At 47.3% G+C, this 21,294-nt stretch carries 21 protein-coding genes; 9 read left to right on the plus strand and 12 right to left on the minus strand.

Translation table 11 applies throughout. The annotated features are described in order from the left end of the window. Positions 1-69 precede the first annotated feature (69 nt). On the minus strand, positions 70-432 hold the full coding sequence (locus tag L1F29_RS28385) for a beta-L-arabinofuranosidase domain-containing protein (protein WP_258385375.1): 363 nt from the start codon (positions 430-432) through the stop codon (positions 70-72). A gap of 409 nt (positions 433-841) precedes the next feature. Between L1F29_RS28385 and L1F29_RS28390 the strand changes: the two genes are divergently transcribed. Beyond that, complete coding sequence (locus tag L1F29_RS28390; protein ID WP_258385376.1) at positions 842-1,024, plus strand: hypothetical protein; 183 nt, start codon at positions 842-844, stop codon at positions 1,022-1,024. Positions 1,025-1,343: 319 nt separating this feature from the next. Here L1F29_RS28390 and L1F29_RS28395 read toward each other — a convergent pair whose 3' ends face one another. The 7 genes from L1F29_RS28395 to L1F29_RS28425 form a co-directional block, all read right to left on the minus strand. Next, entirely contained in the window at positions 1,344-2,426 is a 1,083-nt protein-coding gene (locus tag L1F29_RS28395; RefSeq protein WP_258385377.1) for a VanZ family protein, read from the minus strand. A gap of 140 nt (positions 2,427-2,566) precedes the next feature. Further along, entirely contained in the window at positions 2,567-3,091 is a 525-nt protein-coding gene (locus L1F29_RS28400; protein WP_258385378.1) for a 5' nucleotidase, NT5C type, read from the minus strand. Between the two features lie 587 nt (positions 3,092-3,678). Next, positions 3,679-4,212, minus strand: coding sequence for a hypothetical protein (locus L1F29_RS28405; protein WP_258385379.1), 534 nt, complete (start codon positions 4,210-4,212; stop codon positions 3,679-3,681). Between the two features lie 50 nt (positions 4,213-4,262). Then, a complete protein-coding gene (locus tag L1F29_RS28410; RefSeq protein WP_258385380.1) occupies positions 4,263-5,831 on the minus strand; it encodes an ankyrin repeat domain-containing protein in 1,569 nt (522 codons plus the stop codon). A 45-nt stretch (positions 5,832-5,876) separates the two neighbouring features. Beyond that, entirely contained in the window at positions 5,877-6,827 is a 951-nt protein-coding gene (locus tag L1F29_RS28415; RefSeq protein ID WP_258385381.1) for a homoserine kinase, read from the minus strand. Positions 6,828-7,085: 258 nt separating this feature from the next. Next, positions 7,086-7,697 (minus strand): hypothetical protein, encoded by a 612-nt coding sequence (locus L1F29_RS28420; RefSeq protein WP_258385382.1) that lies wholly within the window; start codon positions 7,695-7,697, stop codon positions 7,086-7,088. A 144-nt stretch (positions 7,698-7,841) separates the two neighbouring features. Next, a complete protein-coding gene (locus tag L1F29_RS28425; RefSeq protein WP_258385383.1) occupies positions 7,842-8,681 on the minus strand; it encodes a GNAT family N-acetyltransferase in 840 nt (279 codons plus the stop codon). Between the two features lie 745 nt (positions 8,682-9,426). Here L1F29_RS28425 and L1F29_RS28430 point away from each other — a divergent pair. From L1F29_RS28430 to L1F29_RS28450, 5 genes are read left to right on the plus strand one after another with little or no spacing between them, the layout of a single operon-like run. Next, positions 9,427-10,449, plus strand: a complete 1,023-nt coding sequence (locus L1F29_RS28430) for an ABC transporter ATP-binding protein (RefSeq protein WP_258385384.1) — start codon at positions 9,427-9,429, stop codon at positions 10,447-10,449. Further along, the gene (locus L1F29_RS28435; protein WP_258385385.1) at positions 10,436-11,368 is read left to right on the plus strand and encodes an ABC transporter ATP-binding protein; all 933 of its coding nucleotides are present in this window, start codon (positions 10,436-10,438) and stop codon (positions 11,366-11,368) included. Before L1F29_RS28430 ends, L1F29_RS28435 begins: the two co-directional genes overlap by 14 nt. Before the next feature lie 5 nt (positions 11,369-11,373). Continuing rightward, on the plus strand, positions 11,374-12,336 hold the full coding sequence (opp4B, locus tag L1F29_RS28440; protein WP_258389834.1) for an oligopeptide ABC transporter permease: 963 nt from the start codon (positions 11,374-11,376) through the stop codon (positions 12,334-12,336). Between the two features lie 26 nt (positions 12,337-12,362). Continuing rightward, the gene (locus L1F29_RS28445; RefSeq protein WP_258385386.1) at positions 12,363-13,256 is read left to right on the plus strand and encodes an ABC transporter permease; all 894 of its coding nucleotides are present in this window, start codon (positions 12,363-12,365) and stop codon (positions 13,254-13,256) included. A gap of 15 nt (positions 13,257-13,271) precedes the next feature. Beyond that, complete coding sequence (locus L1F29_RS28450; protein ID WP_258385387.1) at positions 13,272-15,119, plus strand: oligopeptide ABC transporter substrate-binding protein; 1,848 nt, start codon at positions 13,272-13,274, stop codon at positions 15,117-15,119. A 143-nt stretch (positions 15,120-15,262) separates the two neighbouring features. Here the strand turns inward: L1F29_RS28450 and L1F29_RS28455 are convergent, their stop codons facing one another. Beyond that, positions 15,263-15,682 carry a GNAT family N-acetyltransferase gene (locus L1F29_RS28455; RefSeq protein ID WP_258385388.1) on the minus strand — a complete coding sequence of 140 codons (420 nt, stop codon included), beginning with the start codon at positions 15,680-15,682 and terminating at the stop codon, positions 15,263-15,265. 215 nt (positions 15,683-15,897) lie between these two features. Between L1F29_RS28455 and L1F29_RS28460 the strand changes: the two genes are divergently transcribed. Together L1F29_RS28460 and L1F29_RS28465 are read left to right on the plus strand one after the other, a co-directional pair. Next, the gene (locus tag L1F29_RS28460; RefSeq protein WP_258385389.1) at positions 15,898-16,812 is read left to right on the plus strand and encodes a hypothetical protein; all 915 of its coding nucleotides are present in this window, start codon (positions 15,898-15,900) and stop codon (positions 16,810-16,812) included. A 10-nt stretch (positions 16,813-16,822) separates the two neighbouring features. Then, on the plus strand, positions 16,823-17,095 hold the full coding sequence (locus L1F29_RS28465) for a CD3324 family protein (protein ID WP_258385390.1): 273 nt from the start codon (positions 16,823-16,825) through the stop codon (positions 17,093-17,095). 114 nt (positions 17,096-17,209) lie between these two features. On the opposite strand, the gene L1F29_RS28470 is transcribed toward L1F29_RS28465, so the two are convergent. Both L1F29_RS28470 and L1F29_RS28475 read right to left on the minus strand, forming a co-directional pair. After that, positions 17,210-17,899, minus strand: coding sequence for a class I SAM-dependent methyltransferase (locus L1F29_RS28470; protein WP_258385391.1), 690 nt, complete (start codon positions 17,897-17,899; stop codon positions 17,210-17,212). A 118-nt stretch (positions 17,900-18,017) separates the two neighbouring features. After that, positions 18,018-19,409, minus strand: a complete 1,392-nt coding sequence (locus L1F29_RS28475; RefSeq protein WP_258385392.1) for a hypothetical protein — start codon at positions 19,407-19,409, stop codon at positions 18,018-18,020. Between the two features lie 298 nt (positions 19,410-19,707). Between L1F29_RS28475 and L1F29_RS28480 the strand changes: the two genes are divergently transcribed. Further along, positions 19,708-20,355 (plus strand): nitroreductase family protein, encoded by a 648-nt coding sequence (locus L1F29_RS28480; RefSeq protein ID WP_258385393.1) that lies wholly within the window; start codon positions 19,708-19,710, stop codon positions 20,353-20,355. Positions 20,356-20,714: 359 nt separating this feature from the next. Here the strand turns inward: L1F29_RS28480 and L1F29_RS28485 are convergent, their stop codons facing one another. Beyond that, the gene (locus L1F29_RS28485; RefSeq protein WP_258385394.1) at positions 20,715-21,197 is read right to left on the minus strand and encodes a hypothetical protein; all 483 of its coding nucleotides are present in this window, start codon (positions 21,195-21,197) and stop codon (positions 20,715-20,717) included. Between the last annotated feature and the right edge of the window lie 97 nt (positions 21,198-21,294).

Raw genomic sequence — 21,294 nt, forward strand, 5'->3', positions numbered from 1 at the left:
GAGCGAAGAGAATCCAGCCATTGCCTCGCCTACAGGCCGGACTCCTCCGCGTCCATTCTTACTTCCCCATCAAGACAGCGCGAATTCCTTCTTTAGCCACACCGCCATATCGCCCGCTTCCCGGTTTGCATAGGCAAAATAGGGAATAGTCGTGATCGTAACGATTGTATAATTCGAGCCGTTAGGACGATAAAGCGCATTGTTCCAGCGGCGATCTACAAAGTGCTTGGAGAGCTCCAGATACCGCTCTTCTCCGGTAGCCTGCCAGAGGCGAACAAGCGCCAGCTCAAGCTCTTGGTCCCCTGGAGTGGAATAATATTCGTTCACGTTAAGCTTGAAAGCCGAGTCTATGCAATCCGCGAACCGTTTCATTATATTTAGAAAGCGCTTACTATTCGTTGAATAGTAGTGGGCAATTGCCGCTTCGATCACGTGCCCGGCTGTATACAGTTCATGCGCACTCCGGTCCTGGAAGCGATTCTATGCTGCGCCCTCCATCCACTTGGCTACATCGGAATCCCAGAATACATGCGGCTTGAGCATTTGGTCCATGCCTTCTTGCCAGCCGAGGCGCATGGCATCGATCCTACCTGTTTCGTAGAACCGGTATCTTCCTCATATAGAGACTCCTTTCTCTAAGCGAAAGCGCCGTTATCCGCATCATATCACCAGTAATAAACAAAGTAAACTTATTCATTATTAATTTATTGGATTTATTTTGAAGACTTTTGAGACGAAAGAGAAATCAAGGCCAACTAGCGATCTTTCACCCCAGCCGTCTATCACACTATCAATCTTTCATGCATAAGCTGTGTATTATCGCTAGAGGAGGTGTAACGACATGTATAAATTTCTAAACAACCTCGGCGGCGTCGTTGGCGGCTTCAGCTTAATTCTCGTCTCTGTACCGGAATGGGCGTCAAGCTTGGAACCTCTGCTCGACGGGGCAGGCTTCATAACCGTAGGTGTATTCTCCGTTGCCTTAATCGTCAATGGCGTGCGTTCCCTGTTAAACAAAGCGTAACAGATTCGTATCGGCCGCACTATGCATGACTGGATTTCCGGGTAATGGTTTTTTGGGGTGGCACTATTCATATGCGCCGGGCGCCGGTCCTTGTTCGTTCATGATTTATTGAAAAGGTAGAGTCATAATCAAAGCAGGGATGGAACCAACGGATCACTGCCGACTAAGCCCGGAATGACGGTTTTCGGAAAAAGGGATTACAGCCGTTCCCGTAAACCGAATCCGCGAGCTCACACGACTAAAATAGCCAATTCAAGAAGCAGGCTGCCGCGGCGCCTGCTCTTTTGGCTTGAATTATTGCTGTCCCCCGTCCCGCTCGTCAGCTAATCACATGAGATGTCCCGCTCTTCGCTTCGTAAAACAAATGCCGCTTGAGATTGAATACACAACGAAGCAGATGAATGGCACAGAGTAGGTTAAATCCGAACAAGCCTAACGTATACGCGATCAGGAAAAGGGCCGGAAGTTGATTGATCCCTGCCCAGATATAGAAAACGTTCATTACCCCCGCAAGAAGATAAAGAAGTCCATATCGTATGACGAGCTCGCTTAATTTGATGCGTTCACCGCTTCCCTTTAACCGTATACGGACGACCCATTTGCCGGCCGTGAGACCATTGGTTGCATACGTGATCCCGATGAAGTAGATGACGGTAATCGTTACATAAGGGTAAGGAGCGTCAAGTAATACAAGCACGATAAGAATCGGCATTAAGATAAGCCAGTCGATCAGAAAAGCCAATGCCCGGCGAGTATAAGATACCCGCTTCTTCGTTAAATCCAAATTCTCGTCCAGTTTGTCTACGCGGGGCAGATGTCTGGAAAGCCATTCGCTTGCGATATAACCGGCCATGCCGCCTGCCGTATTGGTTAATAGATCATCCACGTCGAAAAATCGATACAGATAATCATATATGCCAAAAATGCCCGTCACCTGCGTAATTTCAAAGAAAAGCGACAAGCCGAGCGAAGCAAAGAGACATTTGACCCAATTTACCCGAAAGTAATAACGCAAGAAGATACCGAACGGTACCAGGAGCAGCACGTTGAACATGACTTGCAGGAAGGCCCGTTCTTTAAGCAACCGAATATATGTAGCGGGACGATCGATCTCAACGCTGGTTTCCCGTATAATATCCTGAATGAAATGAAACGGTATCAGCTGCATATAGGACGAAACATGGAGAGGCTTGTTGTGAATCGTTGCCGGAAGCGGAAGAATCACAAGATAGAAAGCATTCATCATATATAATAGAAACAAATAAAGCAGTATAGCCCGATACTTATTAATGTACCCATGCTTACGGTATTGAACGATCAAGAAAGGCAATGTAAAGAATAAGGCCGCTATCGGAAAAGTCAGGAACGCGAATGAAATCGGAAATAAATAAGATTGAAGCATCACGCTCACCTGCCATACGTCAATTATCATGCATCGTTCGAAAAGACAGGCCACTATCCCACGGTTATCGCGCAGAAGAGATGGCCTGATTCTTATTGTGACCCCTCATAACAATTATCGGGTGACGTTCCGTTCCGGTCTCAGCCCAAGAAATAATCCCTAACCTCTAGCCAGTTATTCACCCTGACATATCCGGTTTCGTTGATATTGTGCGGCGATGTAAACAGTATCCCTTGACCCGCAAACCGTTTAAATTGCCGGACATTGTCATCGATCAAATAATCTGCGCGGATAATGCTCTTATCGCCGCAAAAAACAAAATTCATCTCATTCAAAAATCCAAAATGCTCTTTTAACCATTCATACTTGGCGGTGAAAGAGCTTGGCACCTCCATGGCCGCCGTCGTAATGAAAATTTCGTACCGCTCGCTTAAGGCTTGTATGACTTGCTGGCTGTCCTTCACGACCTCCAAATCACGGAAAAATGCAGGGTCATCCAAGTAAGCTCTAATCTCATTCTTCAAATGAGGACGCAATTCCCTAAGACGCGTCCCCATCAAGTCCTCGATCGTGAGATTCTCTTTGTAATCCAGATTAAACACCCGCAGATGCTTCAGGTTAAAATCGGCTACGACTTCGTCCATATCAATGGCAATTCTTTGCATGAAACGCCGCACTCCCTCTATTTCTTTTAGCTTCATTATACAACTTCCTGCAGTGGATCTGAATGATATCTGCCGTGTACCGCAATTTCAGAATTAGGCATCTGTACAGTCAAATGGTTATTCACCTACATAATATATAACGAATAAATCATTCATAAGGAGTGAAATCAACTGGCATTACTACCACCGCCGGGATCCCAAGGAACCGCACCGCCGCTGCTTCCTCCCCCTGCATTCGTTCCGGAACAACCCGCTGTATCCTATATGGTCGACTGCGTATATGAATATACTTATGTCTGGCTATGGAATGGGGATAGCTTCTGGTTTTACCCGACTCGGGTAGAATATGAGGGAATTTCAGGTTACCGATGGAACGGAGCGTTCTGGGTATTCTACGGCATTGATCCAAGATATGTCGAGGCCGTTTCCTGTCCTCCGATTCCTACCCTATACTAGAAAAAGGTAAAATGCCTTGCAGCTTTAATCTAAAAAGCAGCCAGGCATTTTTTTTACGTGGCAGAGTCCGTCAAGCCAGATTAAACACCCGCCGATGCTTCAGGTTAAAATCAGCTACGACTTCGTCCATATTAATAATAAGTTTTCACCCGATAGCCCGTTTCCCCGTCATGAGTAAACGTCTTCAAGTTGCCGTTGCTCCAATCGATAATATATGAATGAATCGACTGGATCTCACTTTCTCGGATAACATACATCATAAAATGCTTGCTCAGGAAATGCTCGACCAGTCTGAGAAAAGCCGTAACTTCGGCTTCGGTCGCCGCCTCTCTACGCTCCAACTCAATCCTGTACAGCTCAACGACTCCGAATGGGGGAATCTGATCCCAATAGTCATAATCCTTATCCTGTACATCCTCGACGACGCTTTGCTTCATTGACGCAAGCATCGAAGATTGTTCCTGCCATATATCACACAGGCTGAACTTCAGCGCCAGCCCTGCATCGTCGCACTGAACTTCGATATCGGCATGGTTCAAATTGCGGCCAGGACGGACGGCAACCCGATGGTTGTCAATACAGCGCTTGTACTCCGGCCCTGCATTCTCCCATGCCTCCAATTTGAAATCTTCTTCTTCCAAAAACAAGTAGACTCTAGTTGCCATAGCTGCCTCCTTAAGCTCTCGTGCTCTCGTGCTCTCGTGTCCCTCCGCCGTTATCGCGCACCCGCCCGCCGCAGATCGGCTTCGATATCGGAGTGGCCTTTCTTCTGCGCCCAGGCTAGCGGAGTCGCCCACGGCGCGCCCGACTTGTTCGGATCGGCGCCTCGAGCAAGCAGCAGCGCGACCATCTCGCGCTGACCCCAGCGGGCTGCGAAGCCGAGAGGGGTCGAACGGTACTCCTCGTCAACGGCGTTGATATCGGCACCATAATCGAGCAGCAAACGAGCCTTCCGCAGATCCCCCTCCTGCGCCATATCGTGTAGGAGCGTGACATGATGCCAGTTCATGTGATTCGGATTCATGCCGTTCTGCAGCAGCAATGCGGAGATTTCATCGTGCTTGAAATAATAGTATCGGCCCCACTTCGAAACGTCCGGCACGCGCGCGTCATGACGGAGCAGCAGCTCGAGCATCTCGCGATTTCCTTGGTTAGCAGGCTCGCTGAGGATTCCCTCACCCCAGAACGCGCTTGCTTGACGCGACAGCTCGGGGTGTTCTATCAACAGCCGCTCAACGTCGGCAAGCGCGTTGTCGCTGACCAGCCTTTGGAAGCTGTCCAAGTCGCCAGAGTTGTCCTGTGCTCCGTACTTGAGGAGCATGCGCAGCAGCTCGGGGTCTTTCTGCGCGTGGAGCAGCACGCTGCCGCTTGACTCCGGCGCGGTATTCGGATTCGCTCCATGCTCAAGCAGCAGCTTCGCCATATCATGCTGTTTCTGGTATACGGCGGTCCAGAGCGCCTGGCCAAGAGGCGCGCCCTCTTCCGGCAGGCTGGGGTCCGCACCGTGATCGAGGAGCAGCTTCACCATGCCGAGGTCATTGCGCCGCGCAGCGGCCGAGATCGGACGCCTGTGCGAGGTGTCCTCGAAGTTGGACAGAGCCGAATCGCGGAGGAGCGCATCGCGAACGTAGACGCCATCGCCGAGGACCGCGGCCAGATAGATGTTGTACGCGGCGCCCCGCTCCAGAAGCACGCCGGCAAGAAGAGCTGATTTGCCGTCGCCTTGATCCAGCGCGCAGTTAATGGGACGGACTCCGTCGGCGCGTACGGCGTCCGCGTGTGCTCCGGCATCGAGAAGCGCCGTCACGATCTGCAGGTGACCTCCCGCTGCAGCCTGATGAAGCGCCGTATCGCCGGTGTCGTTGCTGACGCGAGCCAGATTGGGATTACGCTCCAGCTCCGATTGAACACGGGCAAGATCGCCGTTACGGGCAGCATCCAGAAAACCGGCGAGGCCTTCCATGATAGGAAACCGGAGAGACAGGATCTCCAGAAGATGCTCCGCTATCTCATGATGGCCGCGATCCTGGGCCATCGTCAGCAGCGAATCTTGGAAGGGATAAGTACGATAGGTCGGATCGGCTCCCAAATCCAGCAGGAAACGGACGATGTCCAGATGTCCCTCGCGAACGGCAAAGTGAATCGGAGGCGTGTAGTTATATACGAAGTGGACCAGCTCGGGGCGGCGCGAAATCAGCTGCTTCACTTTCTCCAGCTCCCCCTCCCGGCTTGCGCTAAGGATATTCCAAATATCTTCGTCCTTCAGGTCGGCAGGTCTTATCATATGGCATACGCTCCTCTATCGGAATGATTTTCGGCGATTAAACATTCAACAAGGAAATAACTCCTGATAAAATGCCTTTCTTCCTGATCGATTCAGGAAGTCAATCTTTCTTTTTTCAAAAAAATCCGCCGCATCTCCTCTATTGAAATACCAGACACAATCAAACAAAATGCTCAATTTATACACATCGAACAAATGCTTTCTTTCGACGCTGCTTAAAGGTCTATAGCGCATATATTCGGACAGAACCTTCTTGGCCTCATTAAAGTTGAGCGTTGTATCTTTATCGTAGCGCCATGCCCGGGATTCAATCAATCCTACCAGATCAAAGAGGAGGAACGTGTAGTTCGCATCATCAAAATCCAACAAAGTCCTAAATTCATCATTCTGAAAGAGGACATTGGAGAAGTTGAAATCCGCGTGGCAAATCCCCTTGGGCAACGACTCCGGAAGCTCCAACCGGAGCAGTTCATTGTCTAACCATGATAATTTCTCTAGTGAAGTTGCGGTGTTAATACGCTTTGATGCCTGCTGCGCCAATGCGCGGCAAAGCTCAATGCTGTAATTCCATCGATATTCTTGATGAACCGGCGTATAGTTTGCCGTCAAGTTATGCAGCTCCGCCACCTTCTGGATGAGCTGCTTGTGTTGCCTCTCCGTCGGCTCCTGAATATGCTGACCTTCAATAAATTCAAACATGACGTAAGGCTTCTGCTTATGAATGCCAACCAAGGTACCGTGTATATTACGGAGTGGCGCCGGACAGGGATAATGATGATCCTTCAAATAGAGAAGCAGGTTCGTTTCAAACAAGACGGAATCTACCGTGCGATTCTCATAATATCTAAAAACAAACTGCCCCTGTGTCGTTTGGAGCCTGATATTGGTTTGTACTGTTCCGCTTGTAAACGGGATGGAGTCTATGTATTTTCCCAAGCTGTAATGGGATAGTAGTTGTGACAGCTCCTCTTCCGAGAACGCTGTTTTTGCAGCCATACAACCTTCATTCTCCTTTCGTGAATAGGTTTGCTTCGTGAATAGGTTTGCTTCTTGAATAAAGCACTTCTGATTCCCACTCTCTCTGCTTCAATTCGTATATACTATACCATTATCAGTACATATATTTTCCATTTTCTTTATAGGAAGATAACCGCCCATTGATATAATACAATGAGCAGGCTGCCGCGGCGCCTGCTCGTTCTTGTACTTGATTCAACTATCGTTTTCCATTGTCTGATAGACCCTGTTATAAGGTTATGTCACCTGCATTCCAATCACGAGTCTGTTCGTTATTTGATTATAAGCCAATCGATATTTCTTGCCGTTGTTCAGTCCAAATCTTGACGCGTTGGCTGCCGTTAATTGAAAGAATAGATCCGGAGTCTCTACTCTGCTTTTCAGGATTCGAAATCTTTTGCACACGCCTCCGCGAATGACGATTATCGTTTTTCTGGTACTGAAAATCCCTAAATCATCAATGAATGGACCGCCTAACGTAATCGCGTTTTCGTGGAGCCTGTTCCGGTCAAGGACGAATAAAGCCGTGTCGCGGGTCACAGGTACTCTGATCATCTTCATTACTCTCGTTCTCCCATTGAAGACGAGCAAGAAACGCTCTTCCGCTTTGACTCTGAACAGCCGGGCTGTATTCGGATTTAATTCGGCGAAATGAAAATCGCATTCCGAGGCATCACCCTTAATGACGCGCATCCTTTTCTTAATGCTTCCCCTCTGGAGAATGACTATGGAACCGTCCGGAATTCGAAACAAACTGGCTGCGGGTCCTCCCCCGCATTCATTAATAAAAAGAGTGCTCGGGTCCAGACCCGACGAGATGTTAAAATCGACAAGCCCTCTTAAAATCATGGACTTCACCCCTCTAAACCTACTGATTTCCTTCAATATATGTAGGTTTAAACAACATGCTTGTGTTCTTGTGATCCGCTCATCATAAAAACCTCCCATTAGCCCTAGTATATCCAGGCTTCAAATGGAAGGTTTTTAAACCGTTTATTCAGTTGAGTAATGATATTTCTTCAGGTATTGATGAATCACGTCCTGATTCTCGTGCCACCAGAGAATGGGTACATCTCCTACTTTAGTGAAGCCCAGCCGGTTGGCAAGTCTGTTGGATGCCGTATTTCCTGCGTCACAATCCCAATAGGGGGTTAGCCCCAGCTTTCTGCTTGCTTTAATAAATGAAGTACATACAATAGCGGCAAGACCCTTGTTCCGATGGTTATCCAATGTAACAATATCCGGTGCGATCAGGCCTCCCCCTACGAAGAAGGTATTGCAAACACTGGCGAATTCGTCCTTGGCCAGCAGGCAAAATCCAAAAGCGTGTTGAAGGTATGCTTTCTCCGAGCCCCACAGAAGCTCATAGGTCCGGTCCATCGTGCTGCGGTACTTGATGAAAAGTCGTTCATCGACCGCCGATAATTGATACCCTTCGGGTATTTCGGCATCGCGATTCACTTCCGCATCTTCACGAAGAATATAGTGTGAACGGGTTAATCGAACCACATTCCCTTTCAGCGCTGGCTCCAGCAAGCGTATCCAATCTAGAGACGATACATACAGATCGAAGTAATTGGAATGATTGAACCGATTTTGCAAAAAATCAATAAGCGCTCTGTTAAACTCAGAATCCGCGGTATCACCGAACACATAGTAGCATCCACCCCGGTGAACAACTAAGCCCGAGGTCGGATGACTGCTATCGTTTACATAGACCGTTCCCGGTTGATTCTGATCCAGAACCGAATGCACGAACACGTTCCGGCAGTTAAACCGATCCTGAATAATTCCATCTATTTGATGATAGTCTCGGGGAGATAGTTGATCCATGAAGCTCAGCCCTCCATTCCTTGTCATACCTAAACTCTATAGCCATATCAAACCTGATGACAAGGTAAATCATCGATAAACATAAAGTTTCTTCAAACCGCCGATAATGAGACGTGTGCAGCGGTTCAGCAAACACAAAAAAACACCGCCGATGATTATGGCGATGTTTTCCCGGGAATCTCCAGCTGTTCCTTCCACTTGGGGTCCACGAAGATCCTCCCTCCTTACGCGTATCGAGTTTTCGTCATTTTAGCATATGAAGCAATTGTGAACCAAGCCGACTTCTCCGATGAGAAGATTAATATTTTGTAAATGACGTTCCCGATGTAGAACTTGTCCTTCCAGTCCGGCAATCTCTTCCGGGCCAGCTCGATCAACCCTTCCGAAATATCTAATCCGTAGAACTCGACTTGCATTTATTCATTGCTATACAATTCATAGTATTTTGAAAAGACCAGATCATCCATTCCACATATTGTATTTTTTTAAAACATTATTTAGAATTGGATATAATAAAAAGTCCACAATCCGTAGTCTGCAAAGGGCAATCGCACTATTTAACATACTGTCCTCCTATTTTCGCAGATAGGAATATTTCACCTGAGTTCTATGTTGTTTCTGGGGTTATTTGGATTTAATAATGACATAATTATGTCATATAGATTTATATCTAATGTGAGGTGAAAACACAAAAAGTTCCATATATTAATTTAATGGAAAATATGTTTGTACAAGGAGGGTTCCATTGCATACTGGGAATAAAGAACTGCTGAAAATTGAGAATTTAACGACTTCTTTTCGAATTGCAGATCATGATTATGCAGCAGTCGATGATGTGACGATAACGGTTAGAGAAAATGAGGTGCTTGCGATAGTCGGGGAATCTGGTTCCGGCAAAAGTGCGCTAGCCTATTCCATCATGGGCCTCCATACGAGAGCAAAGGTAAAGGGGAATATCTATTACCAGGGGCAGGACATTGTCGGGATGACACCCTCCATGCTGAACAAGCTGAGAGGAAAAGAGATAGGCATGATTTTTCAAGATCCTTTATCAGCATTAAATCCGCTTATGATCGTAGGTTCTCAGATTGAAGAGGTTATTCTCCTGCATCAGCCTAGGCTCTCGAAAAAGGAAAGATCGGATAGAACGATAGAACTATTATCTAAAGTTGGGATTCCTCATCCAGAGCATACTTATGGGCGGTACCCCCATGAATTGTCCGGCGGGATGAGGCAGCGTGTCATTATTGCGATAGCGATTGCAAATGATCCAAAGCTATTGATTGCCGATGAACCGACTACAGCACTTGATGTAACGATACAATTGCAAATTCTTGAATTGCTGAGGCGACTCAAGAATGAAAGCAAGGCAGGCATTGTCTTGATTACGCATGACTTAGGCGTTGTGGCAGAAATGGCTGACCGAGTCGCTGTGATGTATGCCGGACAAATTGTTGAAATTGCTGATATTTACACGCTTATCTATAAAGCGCAGCATCCTTATACCAGATCGTTGCTGCAATCCATTCCGACTGTCAGTGAAGCGAAGTCTAAGCTCCACGTCATTCAGGGAATTGTGCCCTCTCTTCAGAATCTCCCCAGGAAGGGCTGTCGTTTCCGTTCGAGGATGCCATGGATTGCTGAGTCTGCACATGAAGAGCATCCGGAGATGCATGAAATCTCTCCGGGTCATTTCGTCAGATGCAGTTGCTACAAGCACTTCCACTTCCCTGATCAAAAGGGGGACCATCGGCATGTCATTTCTTGAGATCAGCGATCTAAAGGTGCATTTTCCGAATCGTGGCGGCCTTTTTAGTAGAAAGAGCCAACCAATCAAAGCGGTAGACGGTCTACATTTCTCCTTGGAGCAAGGACAGACCTATGGTTTAGTAGGCGAGTCCGGATCTGGCAAGACCACGACAGGCAGAGCCATCATAGGTTTAACTTCGATTACATCGGGCAGTGTTCTCTTCCAAGGTCATCAGCTTGCTGCAGGTGGACTTCGAAGACAAGGCTTTCGTAGAGACATTCAAATGATATTTCAGGATTCCTATTCTTCCTTGAATCCAAAGAAACGCGTGCTCGATATTATCGCGGAACCATTTCGGAATTTTGAGAAGCTGTCCGCTGCAGAAGAGAAGCGCAATGTACAGCAGTTGTTGGAACAAGTGGGCTTAAGCCCGGAAATGATTTATAAATATCCTCATGAATTTTCGGGAGGCCAGCGGCAACGAATCGGGATTGCCAGAGCCATTGCCTTGAAGCCGAAGCTGATTATTGCCGATGAACCCGTATCAGCGCTGGACGTATCTGTACAAGCGCAGGTGCTAAACTTTATGCATGACATTCAGAAGGAGCTGAACCTTACCTATTTATTAATTAGTCATGATCTCGGCATTATCCGGCATATGTGTGATCATATTGGCATTATGTATAAAGGCCGTTTCGTAGAACGAGGGACAACATCCGATATTTTCAATCATCCACAGCATATTTATACAAAGCGGCTGATTTCGGCCATACCTGATATTGATCCGGCGAAGCGGGACGAAAAGAACTCGATTCGAGAAGCGGTAAAAGTGGAATTTGAACAAATGGTTGAAAACTATTTTGACGAGGAAGGCTTGGCGTATCCGTTAAAACCAATTTCAGAAACACATTACGTGGCTTTGCCTGGGAGAGGGTGAAGACGTTGTGGCGGACAGTTGCACGAAGAATGGTCATTATGATTCCTCAAATTTTTTTATTAAGCATACTCGTTTTCCTAATGGCTAAAGCCATGCCGGGGGACGCTTTGACTGGCCTTTTGGATCCTTCCGTAGATCCGGCTGTGCTTGATGCTCAGCGAGAGAGGCTGGGGCTTAACAATCCGTGGCATATACAATATTGGGACTGGATTACGAAAGCTGTTCAAGGTGACTTCGGACAATCGTTTCGCTTCAAAATGCCGGTGTCTGAACTGATCGGCCAGCGTATGATGAATACCTTTTGGTTATCCGTCGTTACATTAGTACTTACCTATATAATTGCGATACCGCTTGGGATTATAAGCGGACGCTATAACGACACATGGGCGGATCGATTCATTACAGGATATACATACATTGGATTTGCAGCACCGCTTTTTATTTTCGCTTTGGTTATGTTGTGGGTGTTCGGCTTTCATTTCGGTTGGTTTCCAACGGGAGGAAGCGTCGCTCCAGGGCTGGAAGCAGGTACCTTTCAACATTTTATGAGCAAATTTTATCATTTACTGCTTCCAGCCCTTTCGATGGCACTCATCACAACCGTCTCAACTGTTCAATATCTTCGAAGCGAGATTATCGATACGAAGCATAAAGATTTCATTATAACGGCTAGAGCAAAGGGAGCCTCAGAATCCCGCGTTTATAATCGCCATATTTTAAGGAATTCGTTATTGCCGATCGCCGCTTTTTTTGGTTATGAGATTACTGGACTCATTGGAGGCACGGTATTCATTGAGGGTATCTTCAGTTATCCGGGAATGGGCGAGTTATTTTTAAGCTCGATCGCGCTGCGGGATTTCAGTGTCGTTACTGCGCTAGTTTTATTGTATGGAGTGGCATCTATTCTCGGGGCATTAATCTCGGACATCGTTTTAAGCATCGTTGATCCTCGTATTCGAATTAAATAAGAATTCCACTCGTTGAGGTGAAAGAAGTGAGAAAAACGACCATTTCCATAACCGCGGACAAAAGCCCCTCAAGCTGGAATATTATTTGGCGGGAAATCGTACGAGACAAGTTGGCTTTGGTATCTCTAATCTTTTTAAGCTTCATCATTTTATCTGTTTATGGCATATCTCTTGTTCTGAATCAGGAGCAAATTGTAACGGTTGATTTATTCGCACTGAAAAAGCCGCCTTCGGCCGAACATTGGTTAGGTACTGATTATGGAGGTCGCGATGTTTTTGGACAGTTAATAATCGGAACTCGGAACTCGTTATCTATAGCTTTTATTGTTACTGCATTTACAGGTGTAATTGGCGTTTTTATAGGACTCGTTTCCGGTTATTTCGGAGGCACCGTAGACAATATCTTTATGCGATTTGTAGATTTCTTTATGATATTACCGACTTTAATGATCGTCATTGCGTTTGTTACAGCCGCGCCTGAATATAATATTATGTCATTCTCGCTTATTATGACAGCTTTTCTATGGATGGGGATTGCAAGATTGATTCGTTCGAAAGCGCTGCAGGAGAAAGAGCTTGATTATGTTCAGGCATCCAAAACGTTAGGCACGTCTCACTTTAAAATAATGATGGTACAAGTATTGCCGAATTTAAGCTCCATCATTATTGTAACGATGACATTGAACTTGGCGGCAAATATCGGTTTGGAGTCTGGACTCTCGTTCCTCGGCTTCGGTTTTCCAGAGAGCATGCCCAGCTTGGGCACGTTGGTCAGTTATGCCAGAGATCCGCAAACGCTAGAGATGAGATGGTGGATATGGTTACCTGCATCGATACTGATTCTGGTATTGATGTTGAGTATAAACAATGTCGGTCAAGCGCTAAAGCGTGCGACGGACGCAAGACAAAGAAAAGGATAACAAAGGAGGAAAATGATGTTGAAGAAGAAAACGGTGTTTGCAAGGTCTTTATTTATACCGCTTATGTTGGCATTCCTGGTCGTTCTTGCAGCTTGTTCAACGAATAACGGGAACATTGTAAACACACCGAGCCCGACAGATGGTACGGAGAAACCGGCTGAGACTCCGACAGAGAAGCCTGCTCCAGATGATGGTCTCTATTCGATTGAGGATTTCAGCAATGTGAAGAAGAATGAGGGCGAAGCAATAAAGGGGGGATCAATTACGTTTGGTCTGGTATCGGATACACCTTTCGAAGGAACGCTAAATTTTAGTTTCTATGGCAGCGACCCGGATGCTCAGGTGTTAAGCTGGTTTGATGAACCGCTGCTTACTTGGGATAAAAGCTATGTATACACGAATGATGGAGCGGCAACTTACGAAGTGTCGGAAGACGGCAAAACATTTACGTTTACGATTCGTGATAACGTAAACTGGCATGATGGCAAGCCGGTAACGGCTGAAGACTGGTTATTTGCTCATGAAGTCATTGGAGACAAGAAATATGACGGTCTGAGGTATGACTCCAGCTTCACCAACATTGTCGGGATGACGGAATACCACGAGGGAAAAGCAAAAACGATCTCTGGTATAGAAGTTCTTAGCGAGAAAAAACTCAAAATTACGTACATTCAATCAACGCCATCCTTATTGACAGGCGGAGTATGGACTTATCCGTTAGCCAAGCATATCTTCGGCAATATGGACGTGGATAAGATTTCTTCTTCCCCGGAGGTTCGTGAGAAACCAATCGGCTTCGGGCCGTTTAAGGTGAAAAGCATCGTTCCTGGAGAATCTGTCGTCTATGAGAAAAATACCGATTACTGGCGTGGAGAACCCGCCTTGGATGAGGTTGTTCTGAAAGTAATTAATCCTACGACCGTCGTTCAACAGCTGAAAAGCGGCGGAGTCGATCTCGTTGATAGTTTCCCGGTAGACCAATACCCGGATAATGCAAATCTATCAAATCTTGAATTCTTAGGTGCGATTGATCGTGCGTATACGTACATTGGCTTCAAACTTGGCAAGTGGGATGCCGAGGCTGGCAAGGTCATTCCTGATCCAAAAGCAAAAATGGGCGATGTGAACTTACGGAAAGCGATGTGGCATGCGGTCGATAACGATCAGGTCGGTAAAAAATTCTATCACGGTTTGCGCTGGAATGCGACGACGCTTATTCCGCCTTCCCACCCTGAATACCATGATTCTACAATTAAAGGCCTTGCTTATGATCCAGAGCTGGCTAAGAAAATTTTGGACGATGCCGGATACAAAATGGATGGAAAATTCCGTACAAATCCGGATGGCAGCGAATTAGTGATTAACTTTATTTCCATGACAGGCGGGGATATTGCAGAGCCGCTCGCCCAATATTATGTACAGTCCTGGCAAGCGATCGGCTTGAACGTACAGCTGGAAATGGTGGAATTCAACACATTCTATGATCGTGTCGGCAGTAAAGGAAAAGATGACCCGAAAGTAGATGTTTATCAGGGTGCTTGGGGCGTAGGAATTGACGTTGATCCATCGGGCTTATACGGGCGCGATGCATTGTTGAACTTCCCGCGTTACGCGAGTGACGAGCAGGATAAATTGCTTAAAGAGGGTGTTTCAGAAGCGGCCTTTGATGTGAAGGTACGTCAAGGCATTTACAAGGAATGGCAGCAGCTGATGGTGAATGAGATTCCAGTATTCCCGACGCTGTACCGCGCTATAATCACTCCGGTTAATAAACGGATTCTTAACTTTGCAATTGGAGATGGAACGAACCTGTATCTGAATCAGCTTGCCGTATCACAAGATAAACCGTTTGTAGCTGAGTAAAGAAGGCCCATGTTGTAATGTTTATTAATATCGAAAAGCCATCTGACCCTTTAATGGTCAGGTGGCTTTTCCTCTTGCGAACAAACGATCGTCGGCAAATGGTCTCAAGCTGCGGGGAATAACGGTCCATGATTCATCGGATGTCAGATATCCTTTTTCAAATAATAATGAGTATGCCTGCCCGCATTCTGAATCGTTCCAAACACTTCAAAGCCTTGTTTTTTGTAAAAATCTAGAGCTTGAAAGCTCAATGTATCTAATTTTATAAATTCGCATTTTTTATCTTTAGCTACTCTTTCAGCCTCGGCTAGAAGCTGCTTCCCATAGCCTGATTTTCTAAACTCGCTTTCAACAAATAGATACTGGATCTCTAGCCAGTTCCAACATATTTCCCCAACGAGTCCGCCATATATCTGCCCGCGAGCATCTTTTAAAAAAAGATTGATTTCTTGGTATCTGCCCTTCAACTCATCGGGAAAATGAATAAAATTAAACGCAATCATCTTGTTTGTTACATAGGCTTTGTCTGTTTGATTCAACTCACTAGAAATATACAACTCCACACCATTCACTCCGTTCAGCCATTTTGCTCAAAATAAACACAAACTATGATCTCATTATATCTGTTACTCCTCATCGTGGGAGGAATACAACATTTATAGATAAACTTTACCGCCTGCTTGGAGTCGCTCGAAGATTTTTCACAAAAAATGTTAGTATAGGATTATCCGCTGCCGCTGCTTATACTGAAGGTATTCTTCTTGAAGGAGCTGGTTAAGTGAATCGAAAGTCCATTACGGTCAGAGAAGTGACCCCGGACGATGATGCGGACGATCTCTTGAAGCTAATTAACGATACGTTACAGCGGTATGTAAAAAACAATACGATAACGGTAACGGGAGCGATTGAACCACCGGCCTATGTCGCCGTTTGTGATGGGCAAATCGTGGCCGTCGCCGAGATCAGCCTATCTGAGTTTTCACGAAACGGTAATCTGGCGTATGGTTACTTAGCTGACTGCGAGGATGCATTGCCTGCATTAGTCGATGAATGCGGGAGTTACGTTGTGCGCCATGGCGGAAGCAAGCTGTTTGCATGGGTGAACACAAAGTTCGGGCAGGTCCGAAACGAAGCGATCACCGTGCTGGAGCGCTGCGGATTTCAATCGGATGAGTATAGCACGATTACTTGTCAGCTTTCATTGACGGATTGGAGCGCTCCCGATTCTTTTGACGCGGATGGAATCGAGGCTGTGACCGATATGGAAACAGGAAAGCTGAACGCCATATTGCTTGAAGACGGAGAAGACGCCATGGCCGAGCTGGTCAATCGGCAGTTTCCTGCCGGACCGTCCCGGAGCCGGGTTACGCTTGGCATTCGGAATCAAGAGACCGGCGAGATCGCGGGCTTGGCCTATTATGAAGTATTTCTATATCGTCCCGATGCGGAGGAAGCCTATTTCGAAGCCATCGGATTCGGGCTTCATTTTCGGCCAAAATATAAGGTTGCCAAAGCGGATAAGAAGCGGCTCCTTCAAGGCGCTCTTCAGTCGATGAAGCAATTAGATGTACGGCATGTTTTGACTAGAATGACCTTAAACCATTTTGACGTATTTGCCGCTATGGCAGCGGAAGGCTTCACTAACGACACTTTGGAAGAATTGAATTCATTACGGTTGACAAAGAACGTATGAAGGAGTCGTGATGAAAAAATACGTGAATGCCCGTGATGTGCTGCCCAAGGCGTTAATCGAAGAGATTCAGAAATATGTGAAAGGGCAGCATCTCTATATCCCCCAATCCGGCCGTCAATCGTGGGGCGCTTCGACTGGAATTCAAGATGAATTTCAACAGCGCAATGCGGAAATCCGGCGAAAGCACAGCGGCGGTGTCCCGATTAGACAATTGGCCGTCATGTTCAACCTCAGCGAGGAACGAATACGCGGTATTATTTATGAACGAATCAAGGAGGAATGATTTCGGGAGTAGGAGCTGCCTTTCGATAGCCTTCTCCAGTTCCGATATGAGCTTTTCGCACCGTGTGCAGTTCCCAGCCCGCGGTGCGAAAAAGGAACAGCCTCTTGCAGCAGCTTAACCCTTCTTATCGAAGTAAAATACTCTTCTTGCGACATGCACGCTTCTGTTATGCGATCGTTCAATATAGCCAGAAGGCGTGTAGCCCCATGAAATCAATTGATCCTCCGTCTCCCGAGACGCTTTCTCTTCACTGCACGGTCCCAGAATCAATCTCCCCTGATCGGCAACGTAATGAAGGTACAGGTGCTCGAAGAAAGCCTTTCTCTTATTGCGCGGAACGTACGCCAATTCCTTCACGCATACATAGTCAAACTTCTTCTCCGGCGCCCATCCGAAAGCATTCCCGATGGTGAACTTGTCCTTCCAGTCCGGCAGTCTCTTCCGGGCCAGCTCGATCAGCCCTTCCGAAATATCCAATCCGTAGAAATCGATTTGAATCCGATTCAGCGCCGTTATCCATTGGTGCAGGGACTCGATCAAGTGGCCGTTCGCGCATCCCACATCGATGAAAGTGCCGCTCTTCGTCATCGTATCCATAAGCATGAAATGGTTGTGAAAATAGTGCTGCTCGTCGCCCCCGTGACCGGATTGCGCCCTTGGATTATCCGCTGACAAATAATGCTCCGTAAAATGTGCCGTCTTTATTTCGTACCATTCTTCCTCAGTAATTCTGCCCTCGTCCAATGCTTGCTGCTGCTCTTCCTCGAAATCATACGCTCTGTCTATGATCCGCTTGATTTCCAATTGATATTGCACCTCCGGGATTGATGAAAATAAATCAGCTTTGCTGCGCTCCACTGCCAAGCAGCCGCAAGATTCTTAACCCCTCCGGCTTTAACCGGAGGGGTTGTTTTCTCGCTATCTATATTACCGTAACTTGCATCTGAACGACTTTGCCTACCGTCCGGTCGCTTGTCACCGACGACCCTTGCGTCCAGACGTCGACCTTCAATCCAGTCCTCAAATCTTTTACCATTATGCGGCTTTCCTTGCCTTTGTGTTCAATTACCGCGTCCTGCTCCAACCTAATAAGCATGGCTTCCGGCTTGCCGTCTTCCATCAGCCTGTCAGGATTCTCGATGAGCATGGTGCCGTCTTTGTTAATCGACCGTATCACCCCTGGCATGTTCGGTTCCGGAGATATAACGACATTCTGAATCTGTAACGGAAAGCTTCTGCCGGCAAACTCATATAACGTTTGTTTGATCCGTTCAACTTCTTCGGCAGGAAGTGCTTGATCATGAATCCACAGCCGGCGTACGACAAGCTTCATCTCGCCGTTCTCGATTGAACTTGTCATGACCTCAACGTCCAGGTCTTCGAATAGTTTCTTCGTGTCAAATAGCTTATCCAGCACGCGGCCCATTGTAAGCTCTAGATTGAGTCCTGACGGGTAAATGATTTCGCTCTCGGAGCCAGGCTCTGCACGGAACAGGACGTAGGAGGCTTTGGAGGGTAAGCTGAAGTTCACGGTAACGATGGAGTCCGACGACCCCTGTCCGGTTTCCAGCGTCCATGGAATGACGCGCTCTGTCGCCTTTCCGCTGCTGTCTACCGCGATTACCATAAACTCCTGCTGGATCGGCTGTCCGTATTGATCCTCCGTCCGCTCAAGCGTCAGCGTCAACTGATACGGATTCTTGTTGTGCTCCGGATGCACCTCTTCTTGCTGAAGCGAGAGCGGAATGAAGGGGTATGCCGGATCCGCCAACAGATGGGGATACTCGACCGGTTGATCTTTGATGATCTCTCTTAGCGGTCTGTCCCCTTGCTCCCGATCCATAATGGCGAGCACCTTCCGGCCGTTTTCCGTACGGACTTCATAGCTGTAGGAATAAAGCTTCTGCAGTATCGGTGTCAGCGGAATAAATAACGATCCCGCCCGCATCTCCGGGGCTGCTTCGAAATAATAACCAAGATCCGTTTCATAGACAGCCCAATCCACCCCTTCACGCAGACCCGCGACCGATTCATAATTGGAAAGAGCCCTAATGGTGTACGAAGTCCCTCTCTTCGATGTATATGAATCGACGCTTGCCCCGATAATGTCAGCCAGCGGCTGCAGCGGCACCATAAGCCGATTGTTCTTAATGAAAGGCGCCGATTCCCCTGGGAACAGCACAAAATGATTTTTAATTAACAGCGGCATCGGCTGTACGCCTTTGCTTGCAGGTTGCGCTTGCGCAGGCGGCAGTACGGCTCCCGTTAGAAGAAGGATCATAATTAGACAAGTAAATGGAATCAACTTACGCACGATTTACCTCCACTTTTTGCATATTTTTATCATTAGTATCCAGTTATACGCCATGATCTGGGTTTAGTTGCGTGGAACAAAAGGAAAACCTCAGGTACTTATCCCCGGTACCTGAGGTTTCGTGATTTTGAAAGGCAAATAGATGTCTTACATGGTCGATCCAACACTCGCTAATACTATTCACAACTGGAACATACTGCAATTGACTTGGGTACAGTTTAGAAGATATACTGTACTCATTTGAATTACAGTTAATCGTATGAACCATACGGGAGAATCTATTTGGAGGTTACTCATAATGACAGTTCAAGTACAAGATGTGCAAGATTTTATGAAGGTCGTGGAAGGGCGCCGTTCGGTCCGTTCTTATGAACCGGCGGATATTTCGAAGGAAGTGTTGAAGGAAATATTGGAGACGGCGACGCTGGCGCCATCCTCTTCCAATATGCAGCCGTGGCGTTTCTTGGTCGCGCATGATAAGGAGAGCAAGAGCAAGCTTGAGTCAGCCGTTCTAGATTTTAATAAGCAGCGGGTGGCCGAAGCATCGGTCGGCATCGTCGTCCTTGGCGATCTGAAGGGCTACGAGAAAGCGGAAGATATCTATTCCCAAGCCGTGAAAGCAGGCTATATGACCGAAGAATTCAAGGCTCAGTTTGTGCAGAATTCGCTCAACTTATACGGTTCGCTCCCTCAGGACAAACTGAAGGAGATCGCTCTCGTCGACGGCGGACTCGTCTCGATGCAGCTCATGCTGGCCGCGCGGGCGAAAGGCTATGACACGCTGCCGATGGGCGGCTACGATCCCGTCAAACTGAAAGAGCTGTTCGGCATCTCGGACCAATATGTGCCGGTCATGGTGATTGCGCTTGGCAAAGCCGCACAGGAAGGCCGTCCGACGACCCGGCTGCCAATCGATAAAGTGACATTCTGGAATTCCATGGCTTAAGCAGGTTGTTGAAAAATCAATATCACGCCATTCTTTCGCACGTGTGTGGACTTACAGCTATAGCTTGCCGCCGCAGGGCGACTGATCACGAGCTGTAACGGCCAAATACGGCGTTACAGCCCTTCTCCTTCGCGGGACCCTATGCTGTAACGCCCTTTTTTTTCGGTCTTACAGCACCAGATTGCTGCCGCGGGGCGGCTATCACGCCGATCGGCTCAAGTACCTAGCCAATAGCCATCCCCCCTACCCCGCTTCATCATCGAGCGCTCCCTAGTACGCCTACATCCAAACTACTGCCTTTCTACTTCAACTCTGGTTCTACTTCAACTCTGGTTCTACTTCACCTCTAGTCTACTTCATCAATTTGCTCCTTCCCCTTTTGCCTCCACACTTCCACTGCCGCTGTCACTCCCACCCTCGCTGCCGCTTTCAAAAAGCGCTTGAATTTTCTCCAGCAATCCATCATTGTGAATATAATAGTGCCTGCCCGTACTGTTCGTCGTAAAACTGAACTGCACTTCCTTGTTCACAAAGAGAGTGACCGCATAGAGAAAGCCTGTCCGGCCTTCTTGATTCGGGTCGGGAACGAACGGCGTGTCACGCACTTCACGAATCCAATCTTGTATCTGCTTCTCATCCGTATACGTTCTAAGTTCCCCCGTTGATCCGCTGCGAATCTCGATATAGTCCACCTTCTGAATATCGCCCGGGTATAGTTCATCGAGGTTCTTCGTCGTTAACGGAGGCTCCTGTTCCGGCGCCGTCTCACTGCATCCCGCCACGATTAGCATAAATACGACTAACACGAACAGTGCTGCTGCAGGCTTCACGCTGCGCTTCATGTCATCACCTCATATCGACGTGGATGTGTCCATTTAACTTTAATCATGCTCTGCTTTCTCTATAGAAGGAGGCGAATTCGGATGGTAACGAATTACG

It is taken from the genome of Paenibacillus spongiae (assembly GCF_024734895.1).
In the GTDB taxonomy this organism is placed as follows: domain Bacteria; phylum Bacillota; class Bacilli; order Paenibacillales; family Paenibacillaceae; genus Paenibacillus_Z; species Paenibacillus_Z spongiae.